Genomic DNA, 21663 nt, shown 5'->3' on the forward strand with positions numbered 1-21663 from the left:
CAGGGATCGCCCCCCCACGATCGGAGCCGCACCCCTGCCCCGGCCGCTCCCGTCGGCCGACCGGCGCGGCCGCCCCCGACGCGGTCCCGGCGGTCTCCTGCCCCTGCCCTCCGGCACCCGGCGCGCCTCCTTCGCCGCGCAGCGGCGCCCGGCCCAACGGGACGCGGCGCGCGGCAGCGCGCCAAGGACGGGCGGGAGCGCCCCCTTCGCCCTCCCCGCCGCCGTCTACATTCCCGAAACGCGGTTTCCCCGCTCCGCGGTGCGGTCTATACCGCGCCGCGGATCCATCGCCAGCGGGAGAGCATCATGCGCGTCATCTTCATGGGAACCCCGGATTTCTCGGTCCCCGCGCTCGATGCGCTGGTGGCGGCCGGTCACGAGATCGCCTGCGTCTATACGCAACCCCCCCGTCCCGCCGGGCGCGGCAAGAAGGACCGGCCGACCCCGGTCCATGCCCGCGCCGCGGCCCTGGGCCTGCCCGTACGCCATCCCGCCACGCTGAAGGCCGAGACGGACCGCGCCGCCTTTGCCGATCTCGGGGCGGATATCGCGGTGGTCGTGGCCTACGGGCTGATCCTGCCGCAGCCGGTTCTGGACGCGCCCCGCCATGGCTGCCTGAACATCCATGCCTCGCTCCTGCCGCGCTGGCGCGGCGCGGCGCCGATCCATCGCGCGATCCTCGCGGGGGATGCCGAAACCGGGGTCTGCATCATGCGGATGGAAGCCGGGCTGGATACCGGGCCGGTGCTGCTGCGCCGGGCGACGCCGATCGGGACGGAGGAGACCACCGCCTCCCTTCACGACCGGCTCTCGCAGATGGGCGCGGCGCTGATCACCGAGGCGCTGGAGCGGATCGACGAACTGGCCGCCGCACCGCAGCCCGAGGAAGGCGTGACCTATGCCGCCAAGATCGACAAGGCCGAGGCGCGCATCGACTGGCGCCGCCCGGCAGCGGAGATCGACCGGCAGATCCGCGGCCTCTCGCCCTTCCCCGGCGCCTGGTGCGAGGCGGCGGGCGAGCGGGTGAAGCTGCTGGCCTCGCGCCTGGCGGAGGGATCGGGCGCGCCCGGCACGCGGCTGGACGGGCTGCGCATCGCCTGCGGCACCGGCGCGATCGAGATCACCCTGGCACAGCGCCCCGGCAAGCGGGCGATGGAGAGCGGCGAGCTGCTGCGCGGCTGGCAGATCCCCGACCGCCTGGACTGAATGCCATGCGCATGTCGCATACCGGCCATGCAAACCGGTAAGCCGGGTTTTCACATGTGAGCCGCCCGTCTAGGCATGGAAGACCCAAGCGAGTTCCCCATGTCCCCGATCACCGGCATCCTGCTGAAAATCGCCTCCGTCTTCCTGATGACGGCGATGTCTGCGCTCATCAAATACGCCTCCGACACGGTCCCGCCCGGCGAGGCGGTGTTCTTCCGGTCGCTCTTCGCCTTTCCGCCGCTGCTGGTCTGGCTGGCGATGCGCGGCGAATTGCGCCACGGGCTGCGCACGGACCGCCCCCTGGGCCATCTGTGGCGCGGGCTGGTCGGCGGCACGGCGATGGGGCTGATGTTCCTCGGCCTCAGCTTCCTGCCGCTGCCCGAGGTCACCGCGATCTTCTATGCCACGCCGATCTTCGTGACGATCTTCGCGGCCATGTTCCTGGGCGAGCCGGTGCGCGCCTTCCGCGTCGCGACCGTGGTGACCGGGCTGGCCGGGGTGCTGGTGGTGATGCAGCCGCGGCTGACCGCGCTCAATGGCGGCGGCGACCTGGGCATGGCGCTGGGGGCGCTGGCGGTCTTCACCGCCACGGTCTTTGCCGCCATGGCGCAGATCACCGTGCGCCACCTGACGAAAACCGAGCATATCGCCGCCATCGTCTTCTACTTCACCGCCACCACCACGGCGCTGTCGCTGCTGACCCTGCCCTTCGGCTGGGTGATGCCCCAGGGGCCGGTGCTGTGGGCGCTGATCGGCGCGGGGCTCCTGGGCGGGGTCGGACAGATCCTGCTGACCGCCAGCTACCGCCATGCCGATGCCGCCGTGATCGCCAGTTTCGAGTTCATCTCGATCGTCCTGGCGATCCTCGTGGGCTATGCCGTCTTCGCCGAGATCCCCACCGTGCAGATGATGATCGGCGCGGCGCTGGTCGTGGCCTCAGGCCTGGCGCTGGCCTGGCGAGAACACCGGCTGAAGATCGCGCAGGCCAAGGTGAAACTGGTCCGCTGAGACCCTGCCGGGAGGGCCGCCCGCCATGCGCCGGGTCATGATCATCGGCCAGCCGGGGGCGGGCAAATCCACCCTGGCGCGCGACCTGGGCCGGATCACCGGCCTGCCGGTCGTGCATATCGACCTGATCCACTGGCAGCCGGGCTGGGTGGAGCGGTCCCCCGCCGAAAAGACACGCCTGTGCCTCGAGGTGCATGCCCGCGACGCCTGGATCTTCGAGGGCGGCCATTCCGCCACATGGGCGGACCGGCTGGCACGGGCCGATACGGTGATCTGGCTGGATCTGGGACTGGCGCGGCGGCTGTGGCGGGTGCTGCGACGGCGGATCGCGTTCCGCGGCGGCGCCACGAGACCGGACCTGCCGCCCGATTGTCCCGAGCGGCTCGACCCCGGGTTCCTGCGCTTCATCTGGCGCACCCGGCGCAGCGCCCGGGCGCGGATCCGGCGGCTTCTGGCAACCGCGCCGCCCGGCAAGGCCGTTCATCACCTGAAGGGCCCGCGCGCGGCACGACGTTTCCTGGAGAGCCTCGCGCGCGACTGTTCCCCGGTCAGCCCCGTGCCTCGAACAGCAGTCGGCAGGACGGAAACGGATCGGGGCTGAGCGGATCGAACTGGACCGGGTGCATCTCCGCGCGCCGCCAGTGACGCTTGAAGCCCCCATGGACCCGATCGACCGCCAGATCCGACCCCCGTGCCACAGCCGCAGCATGGCCCGCATCCGCGACATCCATCACCCCGATCACGCAAGGCTGCGCCTCCGGCCAGAGGTGCCACGCCGCGTGCCGCACCCTTTCGCGACGCAGGGACAGCGCCACCTCCCCGGGATGCGCCCGCATGAATGCCGCCCGACGGAAGACATCGGCAAGGCTGCAGTCGAGCGGTATCTTCATGGCGCGATACCCCATCCGCCAAGGGTGCGCCGGGGCATCCGGTCGGGCAAGTCCCGGATGCAGAAAGCCCCGGCGCCAGGGGCACCGGGGCTCGGAACTGTCGCGGGGCGACGCTGGATCAGGCCAGCGCGGCCTTCGCCTTGGTCACGATCGCACCGAAAGCGGTGGGCTCGTGCACGGCCAGGTCGGCCAGGACCTTGCGGTCGACTTCGATCCCGGCCTTGTTCAGGCCGTCGATGAAGCGCGAATAGGTCAGGGTCGCATCCTCGGCACGGACGGCAGCGTTGATGCGCTGGATCCAGAGGGCGCGGAAATTCCGCTTGCGGTTCTTGCGGTCCCGCGTTGCGTACTGGTTCGCCTTGTCGACGGCCTGGGTGGCGGTCTTGAAGGCGGTGCTGCGGCGGCCGTAATAGCCTTTCGCTGCGTCCAGGACCTTCTTGTGGCGACGGTGGGTGACGACTCCGCCTTTGACTCGGGGCATGTGTCTAACTCCTTAGCGGGCGTACGGCATGTAGGTCTTGACGATCTTCTCGTCCGGCTTGCTCAGCACCGTGGTGCCGCGTGCATTCCGGATGAACTTGGTCGTCCGCTTGATCATCCCGTGACGCTTGCCCGCCTGGGCGATCTTGATGCGCCCGGTGGCCGTCACCTTGAAGCGCTTTTTCGCGCCCGACTTGGTCTTCATCTTCGGCATTTTCTTCTCCTCGACTGGAGGTGATCGTCCGACTCGGCATGCCAGTTCACCGGCCGGACGGGGTAGAGCCGCGGTCTTTATGGCGCCTTCCGCCGAATGGCAAGCCCAAACTGGAGCGCATCGCCCCGGATCTGCCCCGCCGCCGCCCGGGGGCACGGAAATGCGTCGATCCGGACCTGCCCCTAGGGTAAGATGCACCTGCAATTCAGGTGGAGGGACTGCAAGATGACCCATGTGACCGGCTTCCTGGCGGCTGTCGCCGATGCCAAGAAGGAGGCCTATATCGACCATGCCCGCCGCGCCTGGCCGATCTTCCGGGATTACGGCGCCATCGCGATGAAGGAATGCTGGGGCGTCAATGTCCCCGATGGCGAGGTGACGTCCTTTCCCATGGCCGTGAAGAAGGAAGACGGCGAGACCGTGGTGTTTTCCTGGATCGAATGGCCCGACCAGGCCAGCGCGGAGACATGCTGGGCCTCGATGGAGAGCGATCCGCGCTGGAAGGAGATGCCCGCCGAGATGCCCTTCGACGGCAAGCGGATGATCTTCGGCGGGTTCGACGTGATCGTCGAGGGCTGAGCCCCCGACGAAAAGGGGGGCGCCCGCGGCATTCCCGGCGGCGGCCCCCTGTCCCGCGGGCGGTGCCCGCGCCGGATCAGCCCGGCTCGATCGAGAAGATCAGCCGCTCCTCGCAGGGAGCGACGCGCAGGATGTTCGTGGTGCCCGACTGGTTGAAGGGCACGCCCGCGGTGACGATGATGCTGTCCTTGGGCGTGGCGAAGCCCAGCTGCCGGGCGGCGCGCGCCGCGTTGACCACGGCCATCTTGAACCGGTCGACCTCGCCCGTGGTGGCGCAGGTCACGCCCCAGTAGAGCGACAGGCGCCGCGCCGTGGAGACCAGCGGCGTCAGCGCCAGGATCGGCAGGCGCGGCCGTTCGCGCGACACCAGCGCCGCGGTCGTCCCCGAATGGGTGAAACAGCAGATCGCCTTCACATCGGCGGTCTCGGCCAGGTTGCGCGCGGCCAGCACGATGCCGTCGGCCACGGTGCTGCGCTCCACATGGCGCGAGGCCTCGAGGATGCTGGCATAGTTCGGATCGCTTTCGACCGAGATCGCCACGTTGTTCATCGTGGTGACCGCCTCCACCGGGTATTTCCCGGCGGCGGATTCGGCCGAGAGCATCACCGCATCGGCGCCCTCGTAGATGGCGGTCGCCACGTCCGAGACCTCGGCGCGGGTCGGCATCGGGCTCTCGATCATCGATTCCAGCATCTGCGTGGCGACGATCACCGGCTTGGCGGCGGCGCGGCAGGCGCGGATCAGGCGTTTCTGCACCGGCGGCACGGAATGCACCGGCAGCTCCACCCCCAGATCGCCGCGCGCGACCATGATCCCGTCGGAGGCCGCCAGGATGTCGTCGAAGGTCTTCAGCGCGGCGGGCTTCTCGATCTTGGCGACGATCGCGGCGCGCCCGCGTGCCAGCAGCCGCGCCTCGGCCACGTCCTCGGCACGCTGCACGAAGCTCAGCGCCAGCCAGTCGACGCCCAGATCGCAGACGAAGGCCAGGTCCTTGCGGTCCTTCTCGCTCAGCGCGGCCAGCGGCAGAACCACGTCGGGCACGTTCACGCCCTTCCGGTTGGAGATCTCGCCGCCGATCTCGACGATGCAATCGGCATAGTCGGGTCCGCATTTCTCGACCTTCAGGCGGATCTTGCCGTCATTGACCAGAAGCATCGAGCCGGGCTTCAGCGCGGCGAAGATCTCGGGATGCGGCAGGCGCACGCGCTTGTCCGTGCCGTCGGTCTCGTCGAGGTCCAGGCGGAAGGAGGCGCCCTGTTCCAGCATTTCGGCGCCATTGGCGAAGGTGCCGACGCGCAGCTTCGGCCCCTGCAGGTCGGCGAGGATGGTGATGGGCGAATCCAGGTCGGCCTCCACCTGGCGGATGATCCGGTGGCGCTCGGCGATTTCCTCGTGGCTGCCATGGCTCATGTTCAGGCGGAACACGTCGGCGCCGGCCTCGTGCAGGGCACGGATCTGGTCATAGGTGGAGGATGAGGGGCCGAGCGTGGCCACGATCTTGGTGTTGCGTTGGCGTTTCACTTGAGGGCTCCCATTCGCTACAGGACCGCCTATGGCGCAAAACGATGTTAGCGGCAACAGTACAGAGGCGCGCAGTCAGGAGAGTGTGAAATGTGCATGGCATTCGAGGTAACCGGAGCCGGGCGCGGCGGGCGCTGGGTCATCAGCTGCGATCACGCGACCAATCTCGTGCCGCCCTCGGTCAATGGCGGCGACCTGGGCCTGCCCGCCGCCGACATGGCGCGCCACATCTCCCATGATGTCGGCGCGCTCGGCGTGGCCCGGGCCCTGGGCGGGGCGCTGGAGGCGCCGGTGATCGGCTCGCGTTTCTCGCGGCTGGTCATCGATCCCAATCGCGGCGAGGAGGATCCGACGCTGCTGATGCGGCTCTATGACGGGTCGGTCATCCCTGCCAACCGACATGCCGGGGCGGCGGAACGCGCGCGCAGGCTGGAGCTGTTCCACCGCCCCTATCACGCGGCGCTGGCGCGGCTGATGGCGGCGCGGACCGGCCCGGTCCTGGTGGCGGTGCATTCCTTCACGCCCCGCCTGGCCGGGCGGCCGCCGCGCCCCTGGCAGATCGGCATCCTTTCCGCGGCGGACCGGCGCCTGTCCGAGGCGCTGATGGCCCAGCTGCGCGACGCGGATTTCGCCGCCTGGGTGGCGCGGGTCTCGGGGGCGCCGCTGGTGATCGGCGACAACCAGCCCTATTCGGGGCACCTGCCCGGCGACAGCATCGACCGCCACGCCCTGCGGCAGGGCCATCTGAACACGCTGATCGAGATCCGCAACGACCTGATCGCCGACCCCGCGGATCAGCGCGCCTGGGGCGAGAGGCTGGCACCGCTGCTGCGCCGGGCGCTGGGACAGGTGACGGCGGACCCCGTCGCGCAGGCGTGAGCCGCGCCCACTGGACCCCGTCCCCGCCCCGCGCCAGAGTGCCCCCAGCCAGACAGGAGACCCGCGACATGAGCCTTCCCCAGATCGACCCCGACACCCGCACCGAGATCGAGGCGGCTGCCTTCCGCCGGCTGCTGGACCATCTCGACGCACGCAAGGACGTGCAGAATATCGACCTGATGACGCTGGCGGGGTTCTGCCGCAACTGCCTGGGCCGCTGGTACCAGGAGGCGGCAGAGGAACGCGGCGTGGCGCTGGACAAGGCGCAGGGCCGCGAGGCGGTCTACGGCATGCCCTACGAGGAGTGGCGCGACCGGTACCAGCGCGAGGCGACCGGAAGCCAGCAGGCAGCCTATGACGCCGCGCCGAAGCCGGGGCACTGACTCCGCGTCTCAGGTCGCGGCGTAATGATCCAGCACCGCGTCCAGATCCGACGGATTGGCATCGCTGCTAAGCATGGTGCAGGCATTGGCCGCATGCTGAAAGATCGATCCATCCGAGAAGAAGCTGCGCCGGGTGACGAAGACGATCTTCATCTCCGGCCAGCGATACCCGGCGTAATCGGCCACGGCGAAGGCGCTGCCATCCTCCAGGATCGCGTCCAGCACCAGGATGGAGACGGGTCCGCGATCCAGTTCCCCGATCGCGTCGGCCTCGGTATGCACCAGCGTGACCCGCTTGCCCGTGCGCATCAGGTGGCGCTGCCAGACCCGGCCGAGGTCGGCGTCGCTTTCCACGATGAGAACATGCATGCGCGGCATTCTCCTGCTCCGGTCCGTGCTGTCGGGGTCTGGCGGCGGCGGCTGCCGCGGCTGGGCCCATCTGCCTCCCATTTTCCTAACAGAATATTAAAATGGTCAAGTTGACGTAAATGGAATTTCACTTCGGCGGGGATCTTTCCGCGCTGCGGCAAGACCCGGGCGCGCGGCGCTGCGGGAATGGGCGGCGCGCGCGCCGGGCGCGCCGGGCGCAGCGCGGCGCGAATCGTCTGGACAGGGGCGGCCGCGGCACCGATCACGGGCCCGCCCCGCAACCGGTTCCGAAAGGCACGCCATGATCGCGACCCAGGCCGCCTGCCTCGCCCTGGCGCTTCTGCTCGATGCCCTGCTGGGCGAACCGGACGCCCTGTGGCGCCGCATCCCGCATCCGGCGGTGCTGATGGGGCGGGCCGTGGCAGGGCTGGACCGGCGCTGGAATCGCGGCACGGCGCGGCGGGCCAGAGGAATCGCGGCGCTCGCGGTGCTGGCCGGAGGCGCGGCGGGGCTGGGCGCGGTGATCGAGGCCCTGCCCGGCGGCACGCTGTGGTCGGTGCTGCTGGCGGCGGTGCTGCTGGCGCAGAAGAGCCTGTGCCAGCATGTGGCCGCCGTCGCCGATGCGCTGGATCGCGGCCTGCCCGAGGGCCGCCGCGCGGTCGCCATGATCGTCGGGCGCGACACCCGCGAGATGGACGGCCCCGCCATTGCCCGCGGCGCCATCGAAAGCGCGGCCGAAAACCTTTCGGACGGGATCGTCGCGCCCGCCTTCTGGTACCTGCTGCTCGGGCTGCCCGGCATCCTGGCCTACAAGGCGGTCAATACCGCCGACAGCATGATCGGCTACCGCACGGAGCGGCACGCGGCCTTCGGCTGGGCGGCGGCGCGGTTCGACGACCTGGTGAACCTTGTCCCCGCCCGGCTGACGGCCGGGCTGATCGTGATCCTGTGGCGGCTCTGGCCCCGGCTGGGCCCGATCCTGGCGGAGGCCCGGCGCCACCGCTCCCCCAATGCCGGCTGGCCCGAGGCCGCCGCCGCGCGCGCGCTCGGCGTCGCGCTGTCGGGCCCGCGCAGCTATGAGGGCCGGATGCGCGACTATCCCTTCGTCAATCCCGGCGGCCGGCACGCGATCGGCGCGGCCGAGATCCGCGCCTCGGTCGCGCTGCTGTGGCGGGTCTGGGCGGCGCTCCTCGGCCTGGTCCTGCTGATCGCCGCCATCGCGCTGGCCATCGCGTGACGCAGGCGGCCACGCCATGCTAGAGGCAGGTCGACCGGATCAAGGAGGCTTCCATGCGTCACGTCCTCGTCCCGCTGTGCCTGGCCCTCGCGGCAGGCGCCGTCCCTGCCCTGCCTGCCCTGGCCCAGACCGGATGCGGCGGCAGCTTCCCCGCCTTCCTGGACGGGGTGAAGCGGGAGGCCGCATCGCGCGGCCATGATCCCGCCGCCGCCGCACGGTTCCTGGCCGGCGCGCGGCAGGACCCGCGCGTGCTGAAGGCCGACCGCGCGCAGGGCATCTTCCAGATGAACTTCACCGATTTCGCGCGGCGGGTCATCAGCGCCAACCGCATCCAGAACGGCCAGAAGAATGCGCAGCGCCATGCCGCGACCTTCGCCGCGATCCAGCAGCAATACGGCGTCCCCAAGGGCATCCTTCTGGCCTTCTGGGGGCTGGAGACCGATTTCGGGCAGGTGCAGGGCGATTTCAACACGCTGAATGCGCTGCTGACCCTGGCCCATGACTGCCGGCGGCCGGACCTGTTCCGCCCGCAGGTCTTCGCCGCGCTGACGCTGTACGAACGCGGCGATTTCGACCCGGCCCGCACCACCGGCGCCTGGGCGGGGGAAATCGGCCAGGTGCAGATGCTGCCCGCCGACATCCTGGAGAACGGCGTGGATGGCGACGGCAACGGCCATGTCGACCTGAAGGGCTCCGCGGCCGATGCGCTGTTCTCGGGGGCGAAGATGCTGCGCTCCATCGGCTGGCGGCCGAACGAGCCGTGGCTGCAGGAAGTCACCGTGCCTGCCGGGCTGGACTGGTCGAGATCGGGGCTGAACCACCCGGCGCCGGCCCGCGACTGGGCGGCGATGGGGGTGCGTCCGCGCCAGGGCAGTCTGCCCGACCTGCCCGCCGCGCTGCTGCTGCCGCAGGGGCGCAACGGGCCCGCCTTCCTCGCCTATCCGAATTTCAACGTGCTTTTCGAATGGAACAAGAGCTTCGTCTACGTCACCAGCGCCGCCTATTTCGCCACCCGCCTGGAAGGCGCGGCGGTCTTCGATCCGGGCAATCCGGGCCCGGCGCTGTCGGGGGAGCAGATGCTTGCCCTGCAGCGCAAGCTGGTTGCGCGCGGCCATGACGTGGGGGGCGTGGACGGCATCCTGGGCGAGATGACCCGCGAGGCGGTGCAGGCCGAGCAGCAGCGCCTTGGCCTGCCCGCCGATGCCTGGCCGACGCCGGACCTGCTGAACCGGCTGTGACCCGCGGCGACGGACCGGCGCGGCATGCCCTGCCCCCCAGTCATCGGCGCGGCGGGATCAGCGGAATGTCGGGGAGGACGCAAGTGGTGAGCCGTGCAGGATTCGAACCTGCGACCCACTGATTAAAAGTCAGTTGCTCTACCAACTGAGCTAACGGCCCACAATGCGTCCGGGCTCTCTAAGGACGGCCGCCGGGGGCGTCAAGCGCCATCCGGCGACAGCGCCGAAAAAAGCCGCGCCCTGCCCCCACGTCAGTCGGCGGCGGGGTCCGGCCAGGAGATCCGCCCCCCGGTCAGCGGCGCCGCCACGCCGGTCGTGCCCGGACCCGAGATCGGCAGGCCGTGAAGCGCGCGCACCGCGAGATAGGCGAAGGCCTGGGCCTCCAGCATGTCGCCATCCAGCCCCGCCGCCTCCACCGGCACGACCTCGCAGGGCAGAAGCTCGGCCAGCGCCGCCATCATCGCGCGGTTGTGCCGCCCGCCCCCCGTCACCAGCAGCCGCGCGGGCACCGAGGGGCACCAGGCCATTCCCGCCGCCACGGCCTCGGCCGCGATCCTGACCAGCGTCGCGGCGGCATCCGCGTCGGTCATCCCCGTCACCCGGTCCGAAAGGTCGGGAAAGGCGTCGCGGTCGAGGCTCTTGGGCGGCACGCGCTGGAAATGGCGATGGCCCAGCACATCTATGACGGTGTTCATATGCGCACGCCCCTCCAGGGCCAGCGCCCCTCCAGCATCCTGCGCCCAGCCGCGGCGGCGCATCACCAGATCGTTGACCGGCGCATTGGCCGGGCCGGTATCGAAGGCCAGGAGCGCCCCGGGCGCGAAAGGGTCATCGGCGCCGGGATCCGTCCAGGTCAGGTTGCCCACTCCCCCGAGATTGAGGAAGGCCACCGGCGCCTGTGCCCCGATCCACCGCGCCAGCGCCCAGTGGAAAACCGGCGCCAGAGGCGCGCCCTCGCCGCCTGCGGCCACGTCGGCGCTGCGGAAATCCCAGACCACGGGGCGGCGCAGCGTATCGGCCAGCGCCTGCCCGTCCCCGGCCTGGTGGGTGCCGCGGCCGCGCGGTTCATGCGCGAAGGTCTGGCCGTGAAACCCGATCAGGTCGATCCCGTCAAAGCCCTTCAACAGGTCGGCATGCGCGGCGGTGACCAGATCCGCCGCCGCCGCCACACCGTCCTCGCCCGGCCAGGCCCCCAGCGCGGCGCGCAGGATCGCGACCTCGTTGGCGCCATAGGCGCGGTAATCCGATGGACCGAATCCGTGGATCGCCACCCCGTCGGTCAGCACCACCGCCGCATCCACCCCGTCCAGCGACGTCCCCGACATCGTGCCGAGCGCCGCCAGCACGCCATGGGCCTTTTCCTCGTCCATCGAACCTCCTATACCCGCGCCCATCCGAAAAGGGGCGACATCTATGACCTATACTCCTCGATCCGAGTTTCTCAATGTCATGCAGTCGCGCGGCTTCATGGCGGACTGCACCGACCTGCAGGGGCTTGACGACGCGCTGACCGGGGGAGTGGTCACCGCCTATATCGGGTATGATGCCACGGCCGCCTCGCTGCATGTCGGGCACCTCTTGAACATCATGATGCTGCGCTGGCTGCAGAAGACCGGGCACCGGCCGCTGACGCTGATGGGCGGCGGCACCACCAAGGTGGGCGATCCCTCCTTCCGCTCGGACGAACGCCCGCTCCTGGGGCCCGAGCAGATCGAGGCCAATATCCGCGGCATGCAGAAAGTCTTCGCCCGCTACCTCGATTACAGCGACGCGCGCGGCACGCCGGTCGCCTCGGGCGGCAAGAACGCGCTGATGCGCAACAATGCCGAATGGCTGGACGGGCTGAACTACCTCGATTTCCTGCGCGATATCGGGCGGCATTTCTCGGTCAACCGGATGCTGTCCTTCGAATCGGTCAAGTCCCGGCTGGACCGCGAACAGTCGCTCAGCTTCCTCGAATTCAATTACATGATCCTGCAGGCCTATGACTTCCTGGAGCTGAACCGCCGCTATGGCTGCGTGCTGCAGATGGGCGGGTCCGACCAGTGGGGCAACATCGTCAACGGCATCGACCTGACGCGCCGGGTGCTGGACCAGGAGGTCTACGGGCTGACCTCGCCGCTGCTGACCACCTCGGACGGGCGCAAGATGGGTAAGTCGGCAGGCGGCGCGGTCTGGCTGAACGGCGAGATGCTGTCGCCCTACGAATTCTGGCAGTTCTGGCGCAACACGACCGATGCCGATGTCGGGCGGTTCCTCAAGCTGTATACCGAACTGCCCGTGGACGAGTGCGAGCGCCTCGGCGCGCTGGCGGGGTCGGAGATCAACGAGGGCAAGATCATCCTCGCCCGCGAGGTCACGACGCTGCTGCACGGGGCGGAGGCGGCGGCGGCGGCCGAGGCCACCGCGCGCGAGGTCTTCGAGAAGGGCGGCGTGGGCGAGGACCTGCCGACCCTCGCGCTTTCGGCCGCGGAGGTCGGCGACGGCATCTCGATCGTGCAGCTGATCGTGCGCGCCGGGCTGGCGAAATCCGGCAAGGAGGCCAAGCGGCTGATCACCGATAACGGCGCACGCCTCGACGACGCGCCGCTGACCGATGCCGGGCTGATGCTGGATGCCGCCGCCCTGGCCCGGACGGTGAAACTGTCCGCCGGCAAGAAGCGCCACGCGCTGGTGGTGCTGGCGGGCTGACCGGCCGGGAGAGGCTGCGGCCTCTCCCCCCGGATCACCGCGCGGTCACTCGCGATAGGTGCTGTGGCAGGCCTTGCAGGTCGCCCCGATGGCGCCCATCGCCGGACCCAGATCGGCCGCCGCGGTGATCTGCGAGGCCGCGCCGGAGGCCGCGCGTTCCAGATCCGCCGCCTTGGCGGTGAAATCGTCGTATTGCTCCCAGATCACCGGCCTGGACTCGGAGGCCGGGTCCTGCGCCGGGTCCTCGAAAAGCGCGGGGATCGCGGCAGCTTCGGCGGCCACGGCGGCGGCGGCCTCCTGCGCGGCGGCGGCATCGAAGGCGGCCGAACCCTTGGCCATGTCGCCCAGCACGCGCATGTTGCGCCCGATGGTCTTCATCGCGTCGGTGCGGGCGACGACCTGCGGATCGGTCGGTTCGGCGGCGCGGGGCATGGTGGCCGGCAGGATCGCGAGGGTCATCGCGATGGCGGCGCCGGCGGCAAGGGTGCGGATCATCTGGCTGGGTCTCCTGTCAGGCTGGATCTGGAGCGAGCCTAGCAAGAGCCGCGACGGCTTCCTAGAAATCCCTGCTAGAAAAACAGCCGCAGCCCGAGTTCTGCCAGGACCAGCGCCAGCCCTGCCGGAAGGCTCAGCACCGAGGCCAGCCAGAAGGCCCCGGCGCAGGTCGGTCGCGGCGGTGCGGCACGATGGCCCAGGACGGGGGGACGGCTGCGTCTCATGCCGCCATTAACCCTGCCTTAGCTTTCGGCGGGGTTAACATCCGCCATGTCCTGGCACCCGATCCGCCCCCCCGCAGCGACCGGCGCGGTCCCGCTGCAGCAGCATCCGCGCTATGGCCGGGCCTGCATGCAGCTGGGCAGCCGGGTGGCGTGGTACGGGCTGGGACCGGCCGGGGCGCCGCGCGCCCGGGCGCAGGTGCTGATCCGGCGCTGGCCGCTTTTCGGGGATTTCGCGCTGGTCGCGCGCGGGCCGGTCTGGACGGCACCGGCGGGGCCGCGGGAGGCGGCGGAGGCCTGCGCCGATCTTGCGGCCCAGCTGCGCCGCCGCTGCCGCGGGGTGATCCTCACCCCCGATCCGGTCGCGGGCACCGATCCGCTGGAAGGCTCGGGATTGCTGAAGATGGTCACAGGCGGCGTGCAGGCGCGGCTGGACCTGACCGGCTCCGCCGCTGCACGGATGGCGCGCCAGCACGGCAAGTGGCGCAACCGGCTGCGCCGGGCGCAGGAGGCGGGGCTGGAGATAACCCACGGCCCCCTGCCCGCCGATCCGGACCACTGGCTGTTGCGCCGCGAGGCGCTGCAGGCACGCAGCCGCGGCTATCGCCGCCTGCCCCATGCCTTCGCGCTGGCCTGGCGGCGGCAGAACGGCGCCGCCTCCGCCCGCGTCTTCACCGCCTCCTACGGCGGCATGCCCGTGGCAGGCATGCTGTTCCTGCTGCATGGCGCTGCCGCAAGCTATCACATCGGCTGGAGCGGGCCGCTCGGGCGCAGGACGGGCGCGCATGCGCTGCTTTTGTGGGAAGCCTCGACCTGGCTGGCCCGGCGCGGCCATGACTGGGCCGAACTGGGCGCGCTGGATACCCTGTCGGCCCCCGGGCTGGCCCGGTTCAAGCTGGGCAGCGGGGCCCGGCCGGTCGCGGTCGGCGCCAGCTGGATGACGGCCCCAGGCACCGCCCCGGTCGCCCGCCTTTTCGGCGCGCGCCGACCCCCGCAGCGCGGCGACGACAGCGCGCCGGACCCGGCCTGACCTGATATCCCGGGTCCGGATGTCACGACCTGCTCACATCCGTTTCACCGCAAGACGGTCGATGCAGCCCGCCGCGGGATCCGGAAAAAATCATTTAAAATAGTATATTGCACCGAACTCGCACCGACAGGGGCGAAATCCCGCCGAGCCGCAGGGGGCCAGTGTTTCAGTCGGTTGCAATCATTGATTTGAGCCCGCGCCCCCCCGTCGCTAGCTACAGTTGCAGAAAACCGGGCGGTTCAGTTCCGGCGAAACGGCAGGGCAAACCTGCGCCAGGCGGGACATCCCGCATCGGGCGACAAAGCGGAAAGGACACGACATGCAACGGACTCTGAAAGGCAAGGCTGTGTTTCTTGGCCAGGGACTGCATTCCGGCCGTCCCGTCCGCATGTCCGTCTTCCCGGCCCCCGCCAATCACGGCATCACCTTCCGGCGCAGCGATGCCGGCGCCACCGGCGAGATCCTTCCCGCGCGCTGGGACAAGGTGGAGCAGACCCCGCTCTGCACCCGCCTGGTCGGCGCGACCGGCGACAGCGTGTCGACGGTGGAACATGTCATGGCCGCGCTGGCGGGGCTGGGCATCCATAATGCAATGATCACGCTGGACGGGCCCGAAGTGCCGATCCTCGACGGATCGGCCGCCCCCTTCGTGCGCGGCATCCTGGCCGCCGGGGTCGAGGCCCTGGCCGCCCCTGCCCGCGTCATCGAGATCCTGGAGCCGATCGAGGTGCGCCGCGGCGATGCGGTCGCCCGGCTGGATCCCGCAGACGGCGTCGAGATGAGCTTCGACATTTCCTTCCCCGACGCCGCCATCGGCACGCAGTCGCGCGCGCTGAACCTCGCCAACGGCGCCTTCATCCGCGACCTCTGCGACAGCCGCACCTTCTGCCGCCAGTCGGATGTGGACGCGATGCATGCCGCGGGGCTGGCGCTTGGCGGCACGCTGGAAAACGCCGTCGTCGTCGATGGTGACAGGATCGTGACCCCCGGCGGGCTGCGGCATTCCGACGAACCCGTGCGCCACAAGATGCTGGATGCGCTGGGGGACCTGGCCATGGCGGGCGGTCCGATCCTCGGCCGCTATAGCGGCCACAAGGCCGGTCATGCGCTCACCAACGAGCTTCTGCGGCAGCTTTTCGCCCGCCCCGAAGCCTGGCGCATGATCGATTGCGACCCCGAACTCGCCGCCCGCCTGCCCGGCGTCGGCGTCTCCGTCAGCGACCTGGCTCTCTGCGCCTGAGCGCAGGGGGTTGCGCGGGCCGCGGCACGAAAAACGCGGCTAAGGCGTTTTGCCCGGAAAATCTCTGTGCTATCGGAAAGCCGAACCGGCGGCACCGCCGGGACAAGGGCAAGCGGAGCGAGTGACGGGTATGACATCGGCAGGCGGGAAATCTGGGATCGCGGTCGCTCTGACCGCTCTTGTGCTTCTGGCCGGATGCGCCCCGCCGCCACCGAAATTCGAGCAATTCTCCGCCAAGGAGATCTATGACCGCGCCGAATACGAGCTGGCGCAGGACAATGCCGAGGAAGCGGCCGAGTATTTCGGCGAGGTGGAACGGCTCTATCCCTATTCCGACTGGGCGCGCCGGGCGCTGATCATGCAGGCCTACTCGCTGCATGTGGACCGCAAGTACGAGGAAAGCCGCGCCGCCGCGCAGCGCTATATCGACTTCTATCCCGCCGACAAGGACGCCGCCTATGCCCAGTACCTGCTGGCGCTGAGCTATTACGACCAGATCGACGATGTCGGCCGCGACCAGGGCGTGACCTTCCAGGCCCTGCAGGCGCTGCGGCTGGTGATCGAACGCTATCCCGACAGCGACTATGCCCGTTCGGCGATCCTGAAATTCGACCTCGCCTTCGACCATCTGGCGGGCAAGGAAATGGAAATCGGCCGCTACTACCTGAAAAAGGGACACTATACCGCAGCCGCCAACCGGTTCCGCACCGTGGTCCAGGATTTCCAGACCACCAGCCAGACGCCCGAGGCGCTTTACCGGCTGATCGAGTGCTACCTGTCGCTGGGCCTGCGCGAGGAGGCCCAGACCGCCGGGGCGATCCTGGGCTACAACTACCAGGGGTCCGTCTGGTACGAGGATGCCTACACGCTGCTGACCGGGGCGGGACTGCCGCTGGAACCCGCAGGCGGCAGCTGGCTGGTGCAGATCTACCGCCAGTCCATCCAGGGCGAATGGCTCTGAGGATACCGACGCTTGCTGCGCGCTCTTGAGATCCGGGACATACTCATCATCGACCGGCTGGACCTGGAGGTTCGGCCGGGCCTGAACGTGCTGACCGGCGAGACCGGGGCGGGCAAGTCGATCCTGCTGGATTCGCTGGGATTCGTCCTGGGCTGGCGCGGCCGCGCCGACCTCGTGCGCCAGGGCGCCGCCCAGGGCGAGGTCACCGCGCTGTTCGAGCTGGGCGCCGGCCACCCCGCCCATGCGATCCTCGAGGAGGCCGGCCTGCCGGGCGGCGAGGAGCTGATCCTGCGCCGGGTGAACACCACCGAGGGCCGCAAGACCGCCTGGGTCAATGACCGCCGGGTCTCGGGCGAGGTGCTGCGGCAGCTGTCGGGCGTCCTCGTGGAACTGCACGGCCAGCATGACGATCGCGGGCTGCTGGATGCGCGCGGCCATCGCGCCCTTCTGGATGCCTATGGCCAGCATGCGCCGCTGCTGGAGACCGTGGCCGGGGCATGGGCAGACTGGCGCGCGGCACAGCGCGCCCGCCAGGGCGCCGCACAGTCCCTGGAACGCGCGCGCGCCGAGGAGGAATTCCTGCGCCATGCCGCCGAGGAGCTGCTGGCGCTCGATCCCCAGCCCGGCGAGGAGCCCGAACTGGACCGCCGACGCCGCCTGATGCAGGCCGCCGAACGCGTCATGGGCGATGTGCGCAGCGCCGGGCGCGCCATGGCCGGGGAGGACGGCGCCGAAGCCGCCCTGTCCCAGGCCGCGCGCTGGCTGGAAGGCGCGGTGCCCGCGCTGGAGGGGCTGGCCGATGCGCCGCTGGCCGCGCTCGACCGGGCGATGGCCGAACTCGCGGAGGCCCAGGCCGGGGTGGAGGCCTGCCTTCAGGCGCTCAGCTTCGACCCGCTGGAACTGGAGACCGTGGAGGAGCGTCTTTTCGCGCTGCGCGGGCTGGCCCGGAAACATGCCGTCGTCCCGGAGGACCTGCCCAGCCTGGCCGCCGACTTCCAGGCGCGGATCGACGCGATCGACGGCGGCGCCGGATCGCTGGCGCGGCTGGAGGAGGCCGAGGCGGAGGCGGAGAAGCGCTATCGCGCCGCTGCCGCGACCCTCGGCGACGCCCGGCGCGAGGCTGCCGCCCGGCTCGACCAGGCGGTGATGGCCGAACTCGCCCCGCTGAAGATGGAGCGCGCGGTCTTCACCACCGAGATCACCGCCGCCCCCCCCGGTGCAGAAGGAGAAGATGCGGTTGCCTTCCGCGTCGCGACCAATCCCGGCGCCCCCTCCGGCGCGCTGGAAAAGATCGCCTCGGGCGGGGAATTGTCCCGTTTCCTTCTCGCGCTGAAAGTCTGCCTGACCACGGACAGCCACGGGCTGACCCTGATCTTCGACGAGATCGACCGCGGTGTCGGCGGCGCCACGGCCGACGCGGTCGGCCGCCGTCTGGCCGCGCTGGCCGAGGGAGAGGCGCAGGTGCTGGTCGTCACGCACTCGCCGCAGGTCGCGGCGCGGGGCGGGCATCACTGGCGGGTCGAGAAACGCGTGGAAAACGGGATCACCCTGTCCACCGTGACGCCGCTGGCGCCCGGCGACCGCGTGGACGAGATTGCCCGCATGATCTCGGGCGACCGCGTCACCGAGGAGGCACGCCAGGCCGCGAAGGCGCTGCTGCGCGCCTGAGGCCCGGCCGCCTTCCGCCGGTCTCCCCCTGCCATTGCGCGCCAAGGGGCGCGCACCGGCGTCGACCGGCTGCCGCCGCCGCGCCTTCCACCCGACCGGAGCGCGTCCGGGGGCACGGCCCCCTGGCGGCCGGATCATGCGGCGCCGCCATCACGGGACCTGCCTGGTCCCCGGCAGGCAGGCGGCCGGGGACCATCGCGATCCCGTGCCGGGCCGGAGCGCGCCCCTGTCTCCGCGGCAGACCGCGCGGGGCTCAGTTCCCCTCGCGGACCAGACCCTCGGGATCCACGCCGATCTGCTCCAGCGCCTCGGTGACCGCCTCCTCCATGGGGGGCGGACCGCACAGGTAGACGCGGGTTTCGGCGGTGACGCCGTGCCGTTCCAGAAGCGCCCGGGTGACATGCCCGCTTTCGCAGCCCTCGCGGTCCTCCTCCGCCAGCACGAAGACGGTCTTGAGGTCGCGCGCCCGGTGCCATTCGTCGCGCAGGATCAGCGAGGACCAGTCGCGGTCGGCCAGGATCAGCGTCATCTCGCCGGCCGTGCCCGCCTCTATGCGGCGGCGCAGGATCGGGATGAACGGCGTCACCCCCGCGCCGCCCGCGACGATGACCCCCGGCCCCTTGTCGCGGATCGCCCCGCCCGGGTCCTCGATGCGCAGATGCTCGCCCTTGCGCAGGGTGGGGATCTGCGCCGTCACGCCTTCATGGTCGGGATAGCTCTTGATGGTGAATTCGAGGAAATCATCCTCGGGCTGGCTGGTGAAGGTGAAGGGCCGGTCCTCGTCGCGCCAGCCTTCGCGGTCCAGCGTGACATGCGTGGCCTCGCCCGGGATGAAATCATAGCCCGGGGGCCGCTCCAGCCGCAGACGCCAGACCTCGCCGGTCAGCGCCTCGATCTCCTGCAGGGATACGTGATGGGTCATGGCGATCCTCCGTCTTGCCGCGCCAGTGATTGTTCGAAGGGAAACGGGCCCGGCGGCCAAAGGTTTCCCCGCCGGGCCCGGCCGGTGCCCGCAGAACGGGCGATGCGGCCGCGCGCGGGCCTCGGCTCTGGCTATGCGGCGGCAGATTGCCTATCAAGCCCGGAGACCACGGCGCCCGCGCCGCAGAAGGAGAACGCCCCATGTCCGAACCCCTGTCCGACCTGGCCGAGGCCCTGCTCGCCGCGGCGCGTGCCGCGGGCGCCGAGGATGCCGATGCCATCGTGACCCGCGGCACCTCGGTCTCCATCGGGCTGCAGTCGCGTAAGCTGGAGGATGTGGAACGCTCCGAATCCGTCGATCTGGGGCTGCGCGTGCTGATCGGCAGGCGGCAGGCCTGCGTCTCCTCCTCGGATATCCGCCGCGACACCTTCGCCGCCATGGCCGAACGCGCCGTGGCCATGGCCCGCGAGGCCCCCGAGGATCCCTGGATCGGACTGGCCGCCCCGGACCAGCTGGCCCGGGACTGGGACGCGATCGCGCTGGACCTCGTCGATCCCGAAGCGGAACCCGACCCCGCCCGCCTGGAGGCGGCCGCGCGCGAGGCGGAAGCGGTCGCCCTGGACATCCCGGGCATTTCCCAGGTGGAAAGCGCCGGGGCGGGGTTCAGCCGCCGCGCCCTGCACATGGCGGCGACGAACGGCTTCTCGGGGGGGTATGCGCGGACCGATCACGGGCTTTACTGCGTCGCCATCACCGGCACCGGCGCGGGCATGGAGCGCGATTACCACGGCAGCCAGCGCACCCATCGCGCCGATCTGGAACCGGCCGCCGATATCGGGCGCATCGCCGCCGAACGGACGCTGGCCCGCGCCGGGGCCCGGCGCCCGCCGACCGGCACCTATCCGGTCCTCTATGACGAACGCATCTCGGGGAGCCTGATCGCGCATCTCTTGTCGGCGATCAATGGCAGCGCCATCGCCCGCGGCGCCTCCTGGGCGCGGGACCTGCTGGGCCAGCCGGTGCTGCCCGCCGGGCTGAGCCTGACCGAACAGCCGCACCGCGCGCGCATCATCGGATCGCGCCCCTTCGATGGCGAGGGCCTGCCCACGACCGAGCGCGAAATCATCCGCGACGGGGTCCTGACGGGCTGGACGCTGGATCTCGCCACGGCCCGGCAGCTGGGCATGACCTCCACCGGCAGCGCGACACGGGGCACCTCGGCCCCCCCGGCCCCGGCCAACGGCAATGTCGCGCTCAGCCAGGGCAGCGCGACGCCGCGGGAGCTGATGGCGCAGATGGGCACCGGGCTTCTGGTCACCTCGATGATCGGGGCCACGATCAATCCCACGACCGGCGACTATTCCCGCGGCGCCTCCGGCATCTGGATCGAGAATGGCCAGCCGGCCTATCCGGTGAACGAATGCACCATCGCGGGCAACCTGCGCGACATGCTCGGGCGGATCATTCCCGCCAATGACGCGCGCCCCTATCTCAGCCGCGTGATCCCGTCGCTTCTGGTCGAAGGGATGTCGATTGCCGGGGAATGACCTGACGCTCCTGCGCGAGGCCGCCCTGTCGGCCGGCGAGATCGCGCTGCGCTTCTTCGATGGCGGCGCCGAAAGCTGGGAGAAACCCGGCAATCAGGGGCTGGTGACCGAGGCCGACCTGGCGGTGGATGCCCATCTGGCCGCGCAGCTGACCGCGGCGCGCCCCGGCTATGGCTGGCTGTCGGAAGAGACCCAGGACGACCCGCACCGGCTGTCGACCCCGCGGGTCTTCGTGATCGACCCGATCGACGGCACGCGCAGCTTCGCCAATGGCGACCGGACTTGGGCATTGTCGCTGGCGGTCGTCGAGGGCGGCGTGCCGGTCGCGGCGGTGATCCACCTGCCCGCGCGGCGTCTGACCTACACCGCCGAGACCGGCGGCGGCGCCTGGCTCAACGGCAAACGGCGCCTGTCGGCCACGGCGACCGAAGGGCTGGAAGGCGCCGACATCCTGGCCAACCGGCTGAGCATGGAGCCGGTGCACTGGCCCGGCGGCGTGCCGCGCATCCGCCGGGAATTCCGCGCCTCGCTGGCCTATCGCATGGCGCTGGTGGCCGAGGGCCGCTTCGACGCGATGGCCACCTTCCGCGACACCTGGGACTGGGACATCGCGGCCGGCGCGCTGATCGCCGCCGAGGCAGGCGCGACGGTCACCGACGGCTTCGGCCAGGCGCTGACATTCAACACGCTGGAGCGTCACAATCCCGGGCTGGTCTGCGCCGCCCCGGGCGTGCATCCCGCGCTGATGGCGCATCGCCGCCCGGACTGAGGGCGCCGCGGAAAAACCCGGCTCACGCTCTTGTGCGCAGGCGGGCCGATCCCCAGTTCGACCGGGCACGATGACCGTTCCCGCAGGTGCCGCGGGAGGCCGCGGCCCGTGCCT

The 21663-nt window shown here is 70.6% G+C and carries 24 protein-coding genes and 1 tRNA gene; 15 read left to right on the plus strand and 10 right to left on the minus strand.

Features of this window, described 5'->3' with window-relative positions:
• Positions 1-306 precede the first annotated feature (306 nt).
• From fmt to ICN82_RS11045, 3 genes are all read left to right on the plus strand, one after another.
• On the plus strand, positions 307-1206 hold the full coding sequence (gene fmt / locus ICN82_RS11035) for a methionyl-tRNA formyltransferase (protein ID WP_193182657.1): 900 nt from the start codon (positions 307-309) through the stop codon (positions 1204-1206).
• A 99-nt stretch (positions 1207-1305) separates the two neighbouring features.
• Positions 1306-2214, plus strand: a complete 909-nt coding sequence (locus ICN82_RS11040) for a DMT family transporter (RefSeq protein WP_193182659.1) — start codon at positions 1306-1308, stop codon at positions 2212-2214.
• 25 nt (positions 2215-2239) lie between these two features.
• Positions 2240-2815, plus strand: coding sequence for a P-loop NTPase family protein (locus ICN82_RS11045; protein WP_193182661.1), 576 nt, complete (start codon positions 2240-2242; stop codon positions 2813-2815).
• On the opposite strand, the gene ICN82_RS11050 is transcribed toward ICN82_RS11045, so the two are convergent.
• The 3 genes from ICN82_RS11050 to rpmI all read right to left on the minus strand — a co-directional run bounded on the left by ICN82_RS11050 (position 2763) and on the right by rpmI (position 3798).
• Positions 2763-3104 carry a hypothetical protein gene (locus tag ICN82_RS11050; RefSeq protein ID WP_193182663.1) on the minus strand — a complete coding sequence of 114 codons (342 nt, stop codon included), beginning with the start codon at positions 3102-3104 and terminating at the stop codon, positions 2763-2765. The genes ICN82_RS11045 and ICN82_RS11050 overlap by 53 nt on opposite strands.
• A 118-nt stretch (positions 3105-3222) precedes the next feature.
• Positions 3223-3585 carry a 50S ribosomal protein L20 gene (rplT, locus tag ICN82_RS11055; protein ID WP_193182664.1) on the minus strand — a complete coding sequence of 121 codons (363 nt, stop codon included), beginning with the start codon at positions 3583-3585 and terminating at the stop codon, positions 3223-3225.
• Positions 3586-3597: 12 nt separating this feature from the next.
• Positions 3598-3798, minus strand: a complete 201-nt coding sequence (gene rpmI, locus ICN82_RS11060) for a 50S ribosomal protein L35 (RefSeq protein WP_193182666.1) — start codon at positions 3796-3798, stop codon at positions 3598-3600.
• Positions 3799-4023: 225 nt separating this feature from the next.
• Here rpmI and ICN82_RS11065 point away from each other — a divergent pair, with 225 nt between their 5' ends.
• A complete protein-coding gene (locus tag ICN82_RS11065) occupies positions 4024-4377 on the plus strand; it encodes a DUF1428 domain-containing protein (RefSeq protein WP_193182668.1) in 354 nt (117 codons plus the stop codon).
• Between the two features lie 76 nt (positions 4378-4453).
• On the opposite strand, the gene pyk is transcribed toward ICN82_RS11065, so the two are convergent.
• Entirely contained in the window at positions 4454-5899 is a 1446-nt protein-coding gene (gene pyk / locus ICN82_RS11070; RefSeq protein WP_193182670.1) for a pyruvate kinase, read from the minus strand.
• A 90-nt stretch (positions 5900-5989) separates the two neighbouring features.
• Here pyk and ICN82_RS11075 point away from each other — a divergent pair, with 90 nt between their 5' ends.
• Together ICN82_RS11075 and ICN82_RS11080 are read left to right on the plus strand one after the other, a co-directional pair.
• Entirely contained in the window at positions 5990-6778 is a 789-nt protein-coding gene (locus tag ICN82_RS11075) for an N-formylglutamate amidohydrolase (RefSeq protein WP_193182672.1), read from the plus strand.
• 83 nt (positions 6779-6861) lie between these two features.
• Positions 6862-7161, plus strand: coding sequence for a DUF1244 domain-containing protein (locus ICN82_RS11080; RefSeq protein WP_193182731.1), 300 nt, complete (start codon positions 6862-6864; stop codon positions 7159-7161).
• A 9-nt stretch (positions 7162-7170) separates the two neighbouring features.
• Here ICN82_RS11080 and ICN82_RS11085 read toward each other — a convergent pair whose 3' ends face one another.
• The gene (locus ICN82_RS11085) at positions 7171-7530 is read right to left on the minus strand and encodes a hypothetical protein (RefSeq protein ID WP_193182674.1); all 360 of its coding nucleotides are present in this window, start codon (positions 7528-7530) and stop codon (positions 7171-7173) included.
• Between the two features lie 301 nt (positions 7531-7831).
• Here ICN82_RS11085 and cbiB point away from each other — a divergent pair, with 301 nt between their 5' ends.
• Together cbiB and ICN82_RS11095 are read left to right on the plus strand one after the other, a co-directional pair.
• Entirely contained in the window at positions 7832-8767 is a 936-nt protein-coding gene (cbiB, locus tag ICN82_RS11090; RefSeq protein WP_193182676.1) for an adenosylcobinamide-phosphate synthase CbiB, read from the plus strand.
• 53 nt (positions 8768-8820) lie between these two features.
• Positions 8821-10005, plus strand: coding sequence for a lytic murein transglycosylase (locus tag ICN82_RS11095; protein WP_193182678.1), 1185 nt, complete (start codon positions 8821-8823; stop codon positions 10003-10005).
• 84 nt (positions 10006-10089) lie between these two features.
• Here the strand turns inward: ICN82_RS11095 and ICN82_RS11100 are convergent.
• Both ICN82_RS11100 and ICN82_RS11105 read right to left on the minus strand, forming a co-directional pair.
• Positions 10090-10165 (minus strand) — tRNA-Lys (locus tag ICN82_RS11100).
• Positions 10166-10256: 91 nt separating this feature from the next.
• Positions 10257-11375: an anhydro-N-acetylmuramic acid kinase gene (locus tag ICN82_RS11105; RefSeq protein ID WP_193182680.1), complete on the minus strand. Its 1119-nt coding sequence runs from the start codon at positions 11373-11375 to the stop codon at positions 10257-10259.
• A gap of 43 nt (positions 11376-11418) precedes the next feature.
• Here ICN82_RS11105 and tyrS point away from each other — a divergent pair, with 43 nt between their 5' ends.
• Positions 11419-12696, plus strand: a complete 1278-nt coding sequence (gene tyrS / locus ICN82_RS11110; RefSeq protein ID WP_193182682.1) for a tyrosine--tRNA ligase — start codon at positions 11419-11421, stop codon at positions 12694-12696.
• A gap of 45 nt (positions 12697-12741) precedes the next feature.
• On the opposite strand, the gene ICN82_RS11115 is transcribed toward tyrS, so the two are convergent.
• Positions 12742-13191 carry a c-type cytochrome gene (locus tag ICN82_RS11115; protein ID WP_193182684.1) on the minus strand — a complete coding sequence of 150 codons (450 nt, stop codon included), beginning with the start codon at positions 13189-13191 and terminating at the stop codon, positions 12742-12744.
• Between the two features lie 74 nt (positions 13192-13265).
• Positions 13266-13415 carry a hypothetical protein gene (locus tag ICN82_RS11120; RefSeq protein ID WP_193182686.1) on the minus strand — a complete coding sequence of 50 codons (150 nt, stop codon included), beginning with the start codon at positions 13413-13415 and terminating at the stop codon, positions 13266-13268.
• Positions 13416-13461: 46 nt separating this feature from the next.
• Between ICN82_RS11120 and ICN82_RS11125 the strand changes: the two genes are divergently transcribed.
• From ICN82_RS11125 to recN, 4 genes are all read left to right on the plus strand, one after another.
• Complete coding sequence (locus ICN82_RS11125; protein ID WP_193182688.1) at positions 13462-14442, plus strand: GNAT family N-acetyltransferase; 981 nt, start codon at positions 13462-13464, stop codon at positions 14440-14442.
• A gap of 319 nt (positions 14443-14761) precedes the next feature.
• Positions 14762-15682, plus strand: coding sequence for a UDP-3-O-acyl-N-acetylglucosamine deacetylase (gene lpxC / locus ICN82_RS11130; protein ID WP_193182690.1), 921 nt, complete (start codon positions 14762-14764; stop codon positions 15680-15682).
• 130 nt (positions 15683-15812) lie between these two features.
• Positions 15813-16643, plus strand: a complete 831-nt coding sequence (locus tag ICN82_RS11135) for an outer membrane protein assembly factor BamD (protein WP_193182733.1) — start codon at positions 15813-15815, stop codon at positions 16641-16643.
• Positions 16644-16655: 12 nt separating this feature from the next.
• Positions 16656-18311 carry a DNA repair protein RecN gene (gene recN, locus ICN82_RS11140; protein ID WP_193182691.1) on the plus strand — a complete coding sequence of 552 codons (1656 nt, stop codon included), beginning with the start codon at positions 16656-16658 and terminating at the stop codon, positions 18309-18311.
• 253 nt (positions 18312-18564) lie between these two features.
• On the opposite strand, the gene ICN82_RS11145 is transcribed toward recN, so the two are convergent.
• Complete coding sequence (locus ICN82_RS11145) at positions 18565-19233, minus strand: ferredoxin reductase domain-containing protein (protein ID WP_193182693.1); 669 nt, start codon at positions 19231-19233, stop codon at positions 18565-18567.
• A 200-nt stretch (positions 19234-19433) separates the two neighbouring features.
• On the opposite strand from ICN82_RS11145, the gene ICN82_RS11150 reads away from it, so the two are divergent.
• Together ICN82_RS11150 and ICN82_RS11155 are read left to right on the plus strand one after the other, a co-directional pair.
• Entirely contained in the window at positions 19434-20780 is a 1347-nt protein-coding gene (locus tag ICN82_RS11150; RefSeq protein WP_193182695.1) for a TldD/PmbA family protein, read from the plus strand.
• Positions 20767-21549 (plus strand): 3'(2'),5'-bisphosphate nucleotidase CysQ, encoded by a 783-nt coding sequence (locus ICN82_RS11155; protein ID WP_193182697.1) that lies wholly within the window; start codon positions 20767-20769, stop codon positions 21547-21549. Before ICN82_RS11150 ends, ICN82_RS11155 begins: the two co-directional genes overlap by 14 nt.
• The last annotated feature ends 114 nt before the right edge of the window (positions 21550-21663 follow it).

The organism is Mangrovicoccus algicola (genome assembly GCF_014903745.1).
GTDB classification, from domain to species: Bacteria; Pseudomonadota; Alphaproteobacteria; order Rhodobacterales; family Rhodobacteraceae; genus Mangrovicoccus; species Mangrovicoccus algicola.

Excerpts from the sequence above, each read along its gene's own strand:
- ICN82_RS11065 (WP_193182668.1), top strand. The coding sequence starts at position 4,024 with ATGACCCATGTGACCGGCTTCCTGGCGGCTGTCGCCGATGCCAAGAAG.
- ICN82_RS11145 (WP_193182693.1), bottom strand. The coding sequence starts at position 19,233 with ATGACCCATCACGTATCCCTGCAGGAGATCGAGGCGCTGACCGGCGAG.
- ICN82_RS11120 (WP_193182686.1), bottom strand. The coding sequence starts at position 13,415 with ATGAGACGCAGCCGTCCCCCCGTCCTGGGCCATCGTGCCGCACCGCCG.
- ICN82_RS11050 (WP_193182663.1), bottom strand. The coding sequence starts at position 3,104 with ATGAAGATACCGCTCGACTGCAGCCTTGCCGATGTCTTCCGTCGGGCG.
- lpxC (WP_193182690.1), top strand. The coding sequence starts at position 14,762 with ATGCAACGGACTCTGAAAGGCAAGGCTGTGTTTCTTGGCCAGGGACTG.
- ICN82_RS11085 (WP_193182674.1), bottom strand. The coding sequence starts at position 7,530 with ATGCATGTTCTCATCGTGGAAAGCGACGCCGACCTCGGCCGGGTCTGG.
- rpmI (WP_193182666.1), bottom strand. The coding sequence starts at position 3,798 with ATGCCGAAGATGAAGACCAAGTCGGGCGCGAAAAAGCGCTTCAAGGTG.
- ICN82_RS11040 (WP_193182659.1), top strand. The coding sequence starts at position 1,306 with ATGTCCCCGATCACCGGCATCCTGCTGAAAATCGCCTCCGTCTTCCTG.
- cbiB (WP_193182676.1), top strand. The coding sequence starts at position 7,832 with ATGATCGCGACCCAGGCCGCCTGCCTCGCCCTGGCGCTTCTGCTCGAT.
- ICN82_RS11115 (WP_193182684.1), bottom strand. The coding sequence starts at position 13,191 with ATGATCCGCACCCTTGCCGCCGGCGCCGCCATCGCGATGACCCTCGCG.
- ICN82_RS11045 (WP_193182661.1), top strand. The coding sequence starts at position 2,240 with ATGCGCCGGGTCATGATCATCGGCCAGCCGGGGGCGGGCAAATCCACC.
- rplT (WP_193182664.1), bottom strand. The coding sequence starts at position 3,585 with ATGCCCCGAGTCAAAGGCGGAGTCGTCACCCACCGTCGCCACAAGAAG.
- ICN82_RS11075 (WP_193182672.1), top strand. The coding sequence starts at position 5,990 with ATGTGCATGGCATTCGAGGTAACCGGAGCCGGGCGCGGCGGGCGCTGG.
- ICN82_RS11135 (WP_193182733.1), top strand. The coding sequence starts at position 15,813 with ATGACATCGGCAGGCGGGAAATCTGGGATCGCGGTCGCTCTGACCGCT.
- ICN82_RS11095 (WP_193182678.1), top strand. The coding sequence starts at position 8,821 with ATGCGTCACGTCCTCGTCCCGCTGTGCCTGGCCCTCGCGGCAGGCGCC.
- ICN82_RS11105 (WP_193182680.1), bottom strand. The coding sequence starts at position 11,375 with ATGGACGAGGAAAAGGCCCATGGCGTGCTGGCGGCGCTCGGCACGATG.
- tyrS (WP_193182682.1), top strand. The coding sequence starts at position 11,419 with ATGACCTATACTCCTCGATCCGAGTTTCTCAATGTCATGCAGTCGCGC.
- ICN82_RS11150 (WP_193182695.1), top strand. The coding sequence starts at position 19,434 with ATGTCCGAACCCCTGTCCGACCTGGCCGAGGCCCTGCTCGCCGCGGCG.
- ICN82_RS11125 (WP_193182688.1), top strand. The coding sequence starts at position 13,462 with ATGTCCTGGCACCCGATCCGCCCCCCCGCAGCGACCGGCGCGGTCCCG.
- fmt (WP_193182657.1), top strand. The coding sequence starts at position 307 with ATGCGCGTCATCTTCATGGGAACCCCGGATTTCTCGGTCCCCGCGCTC.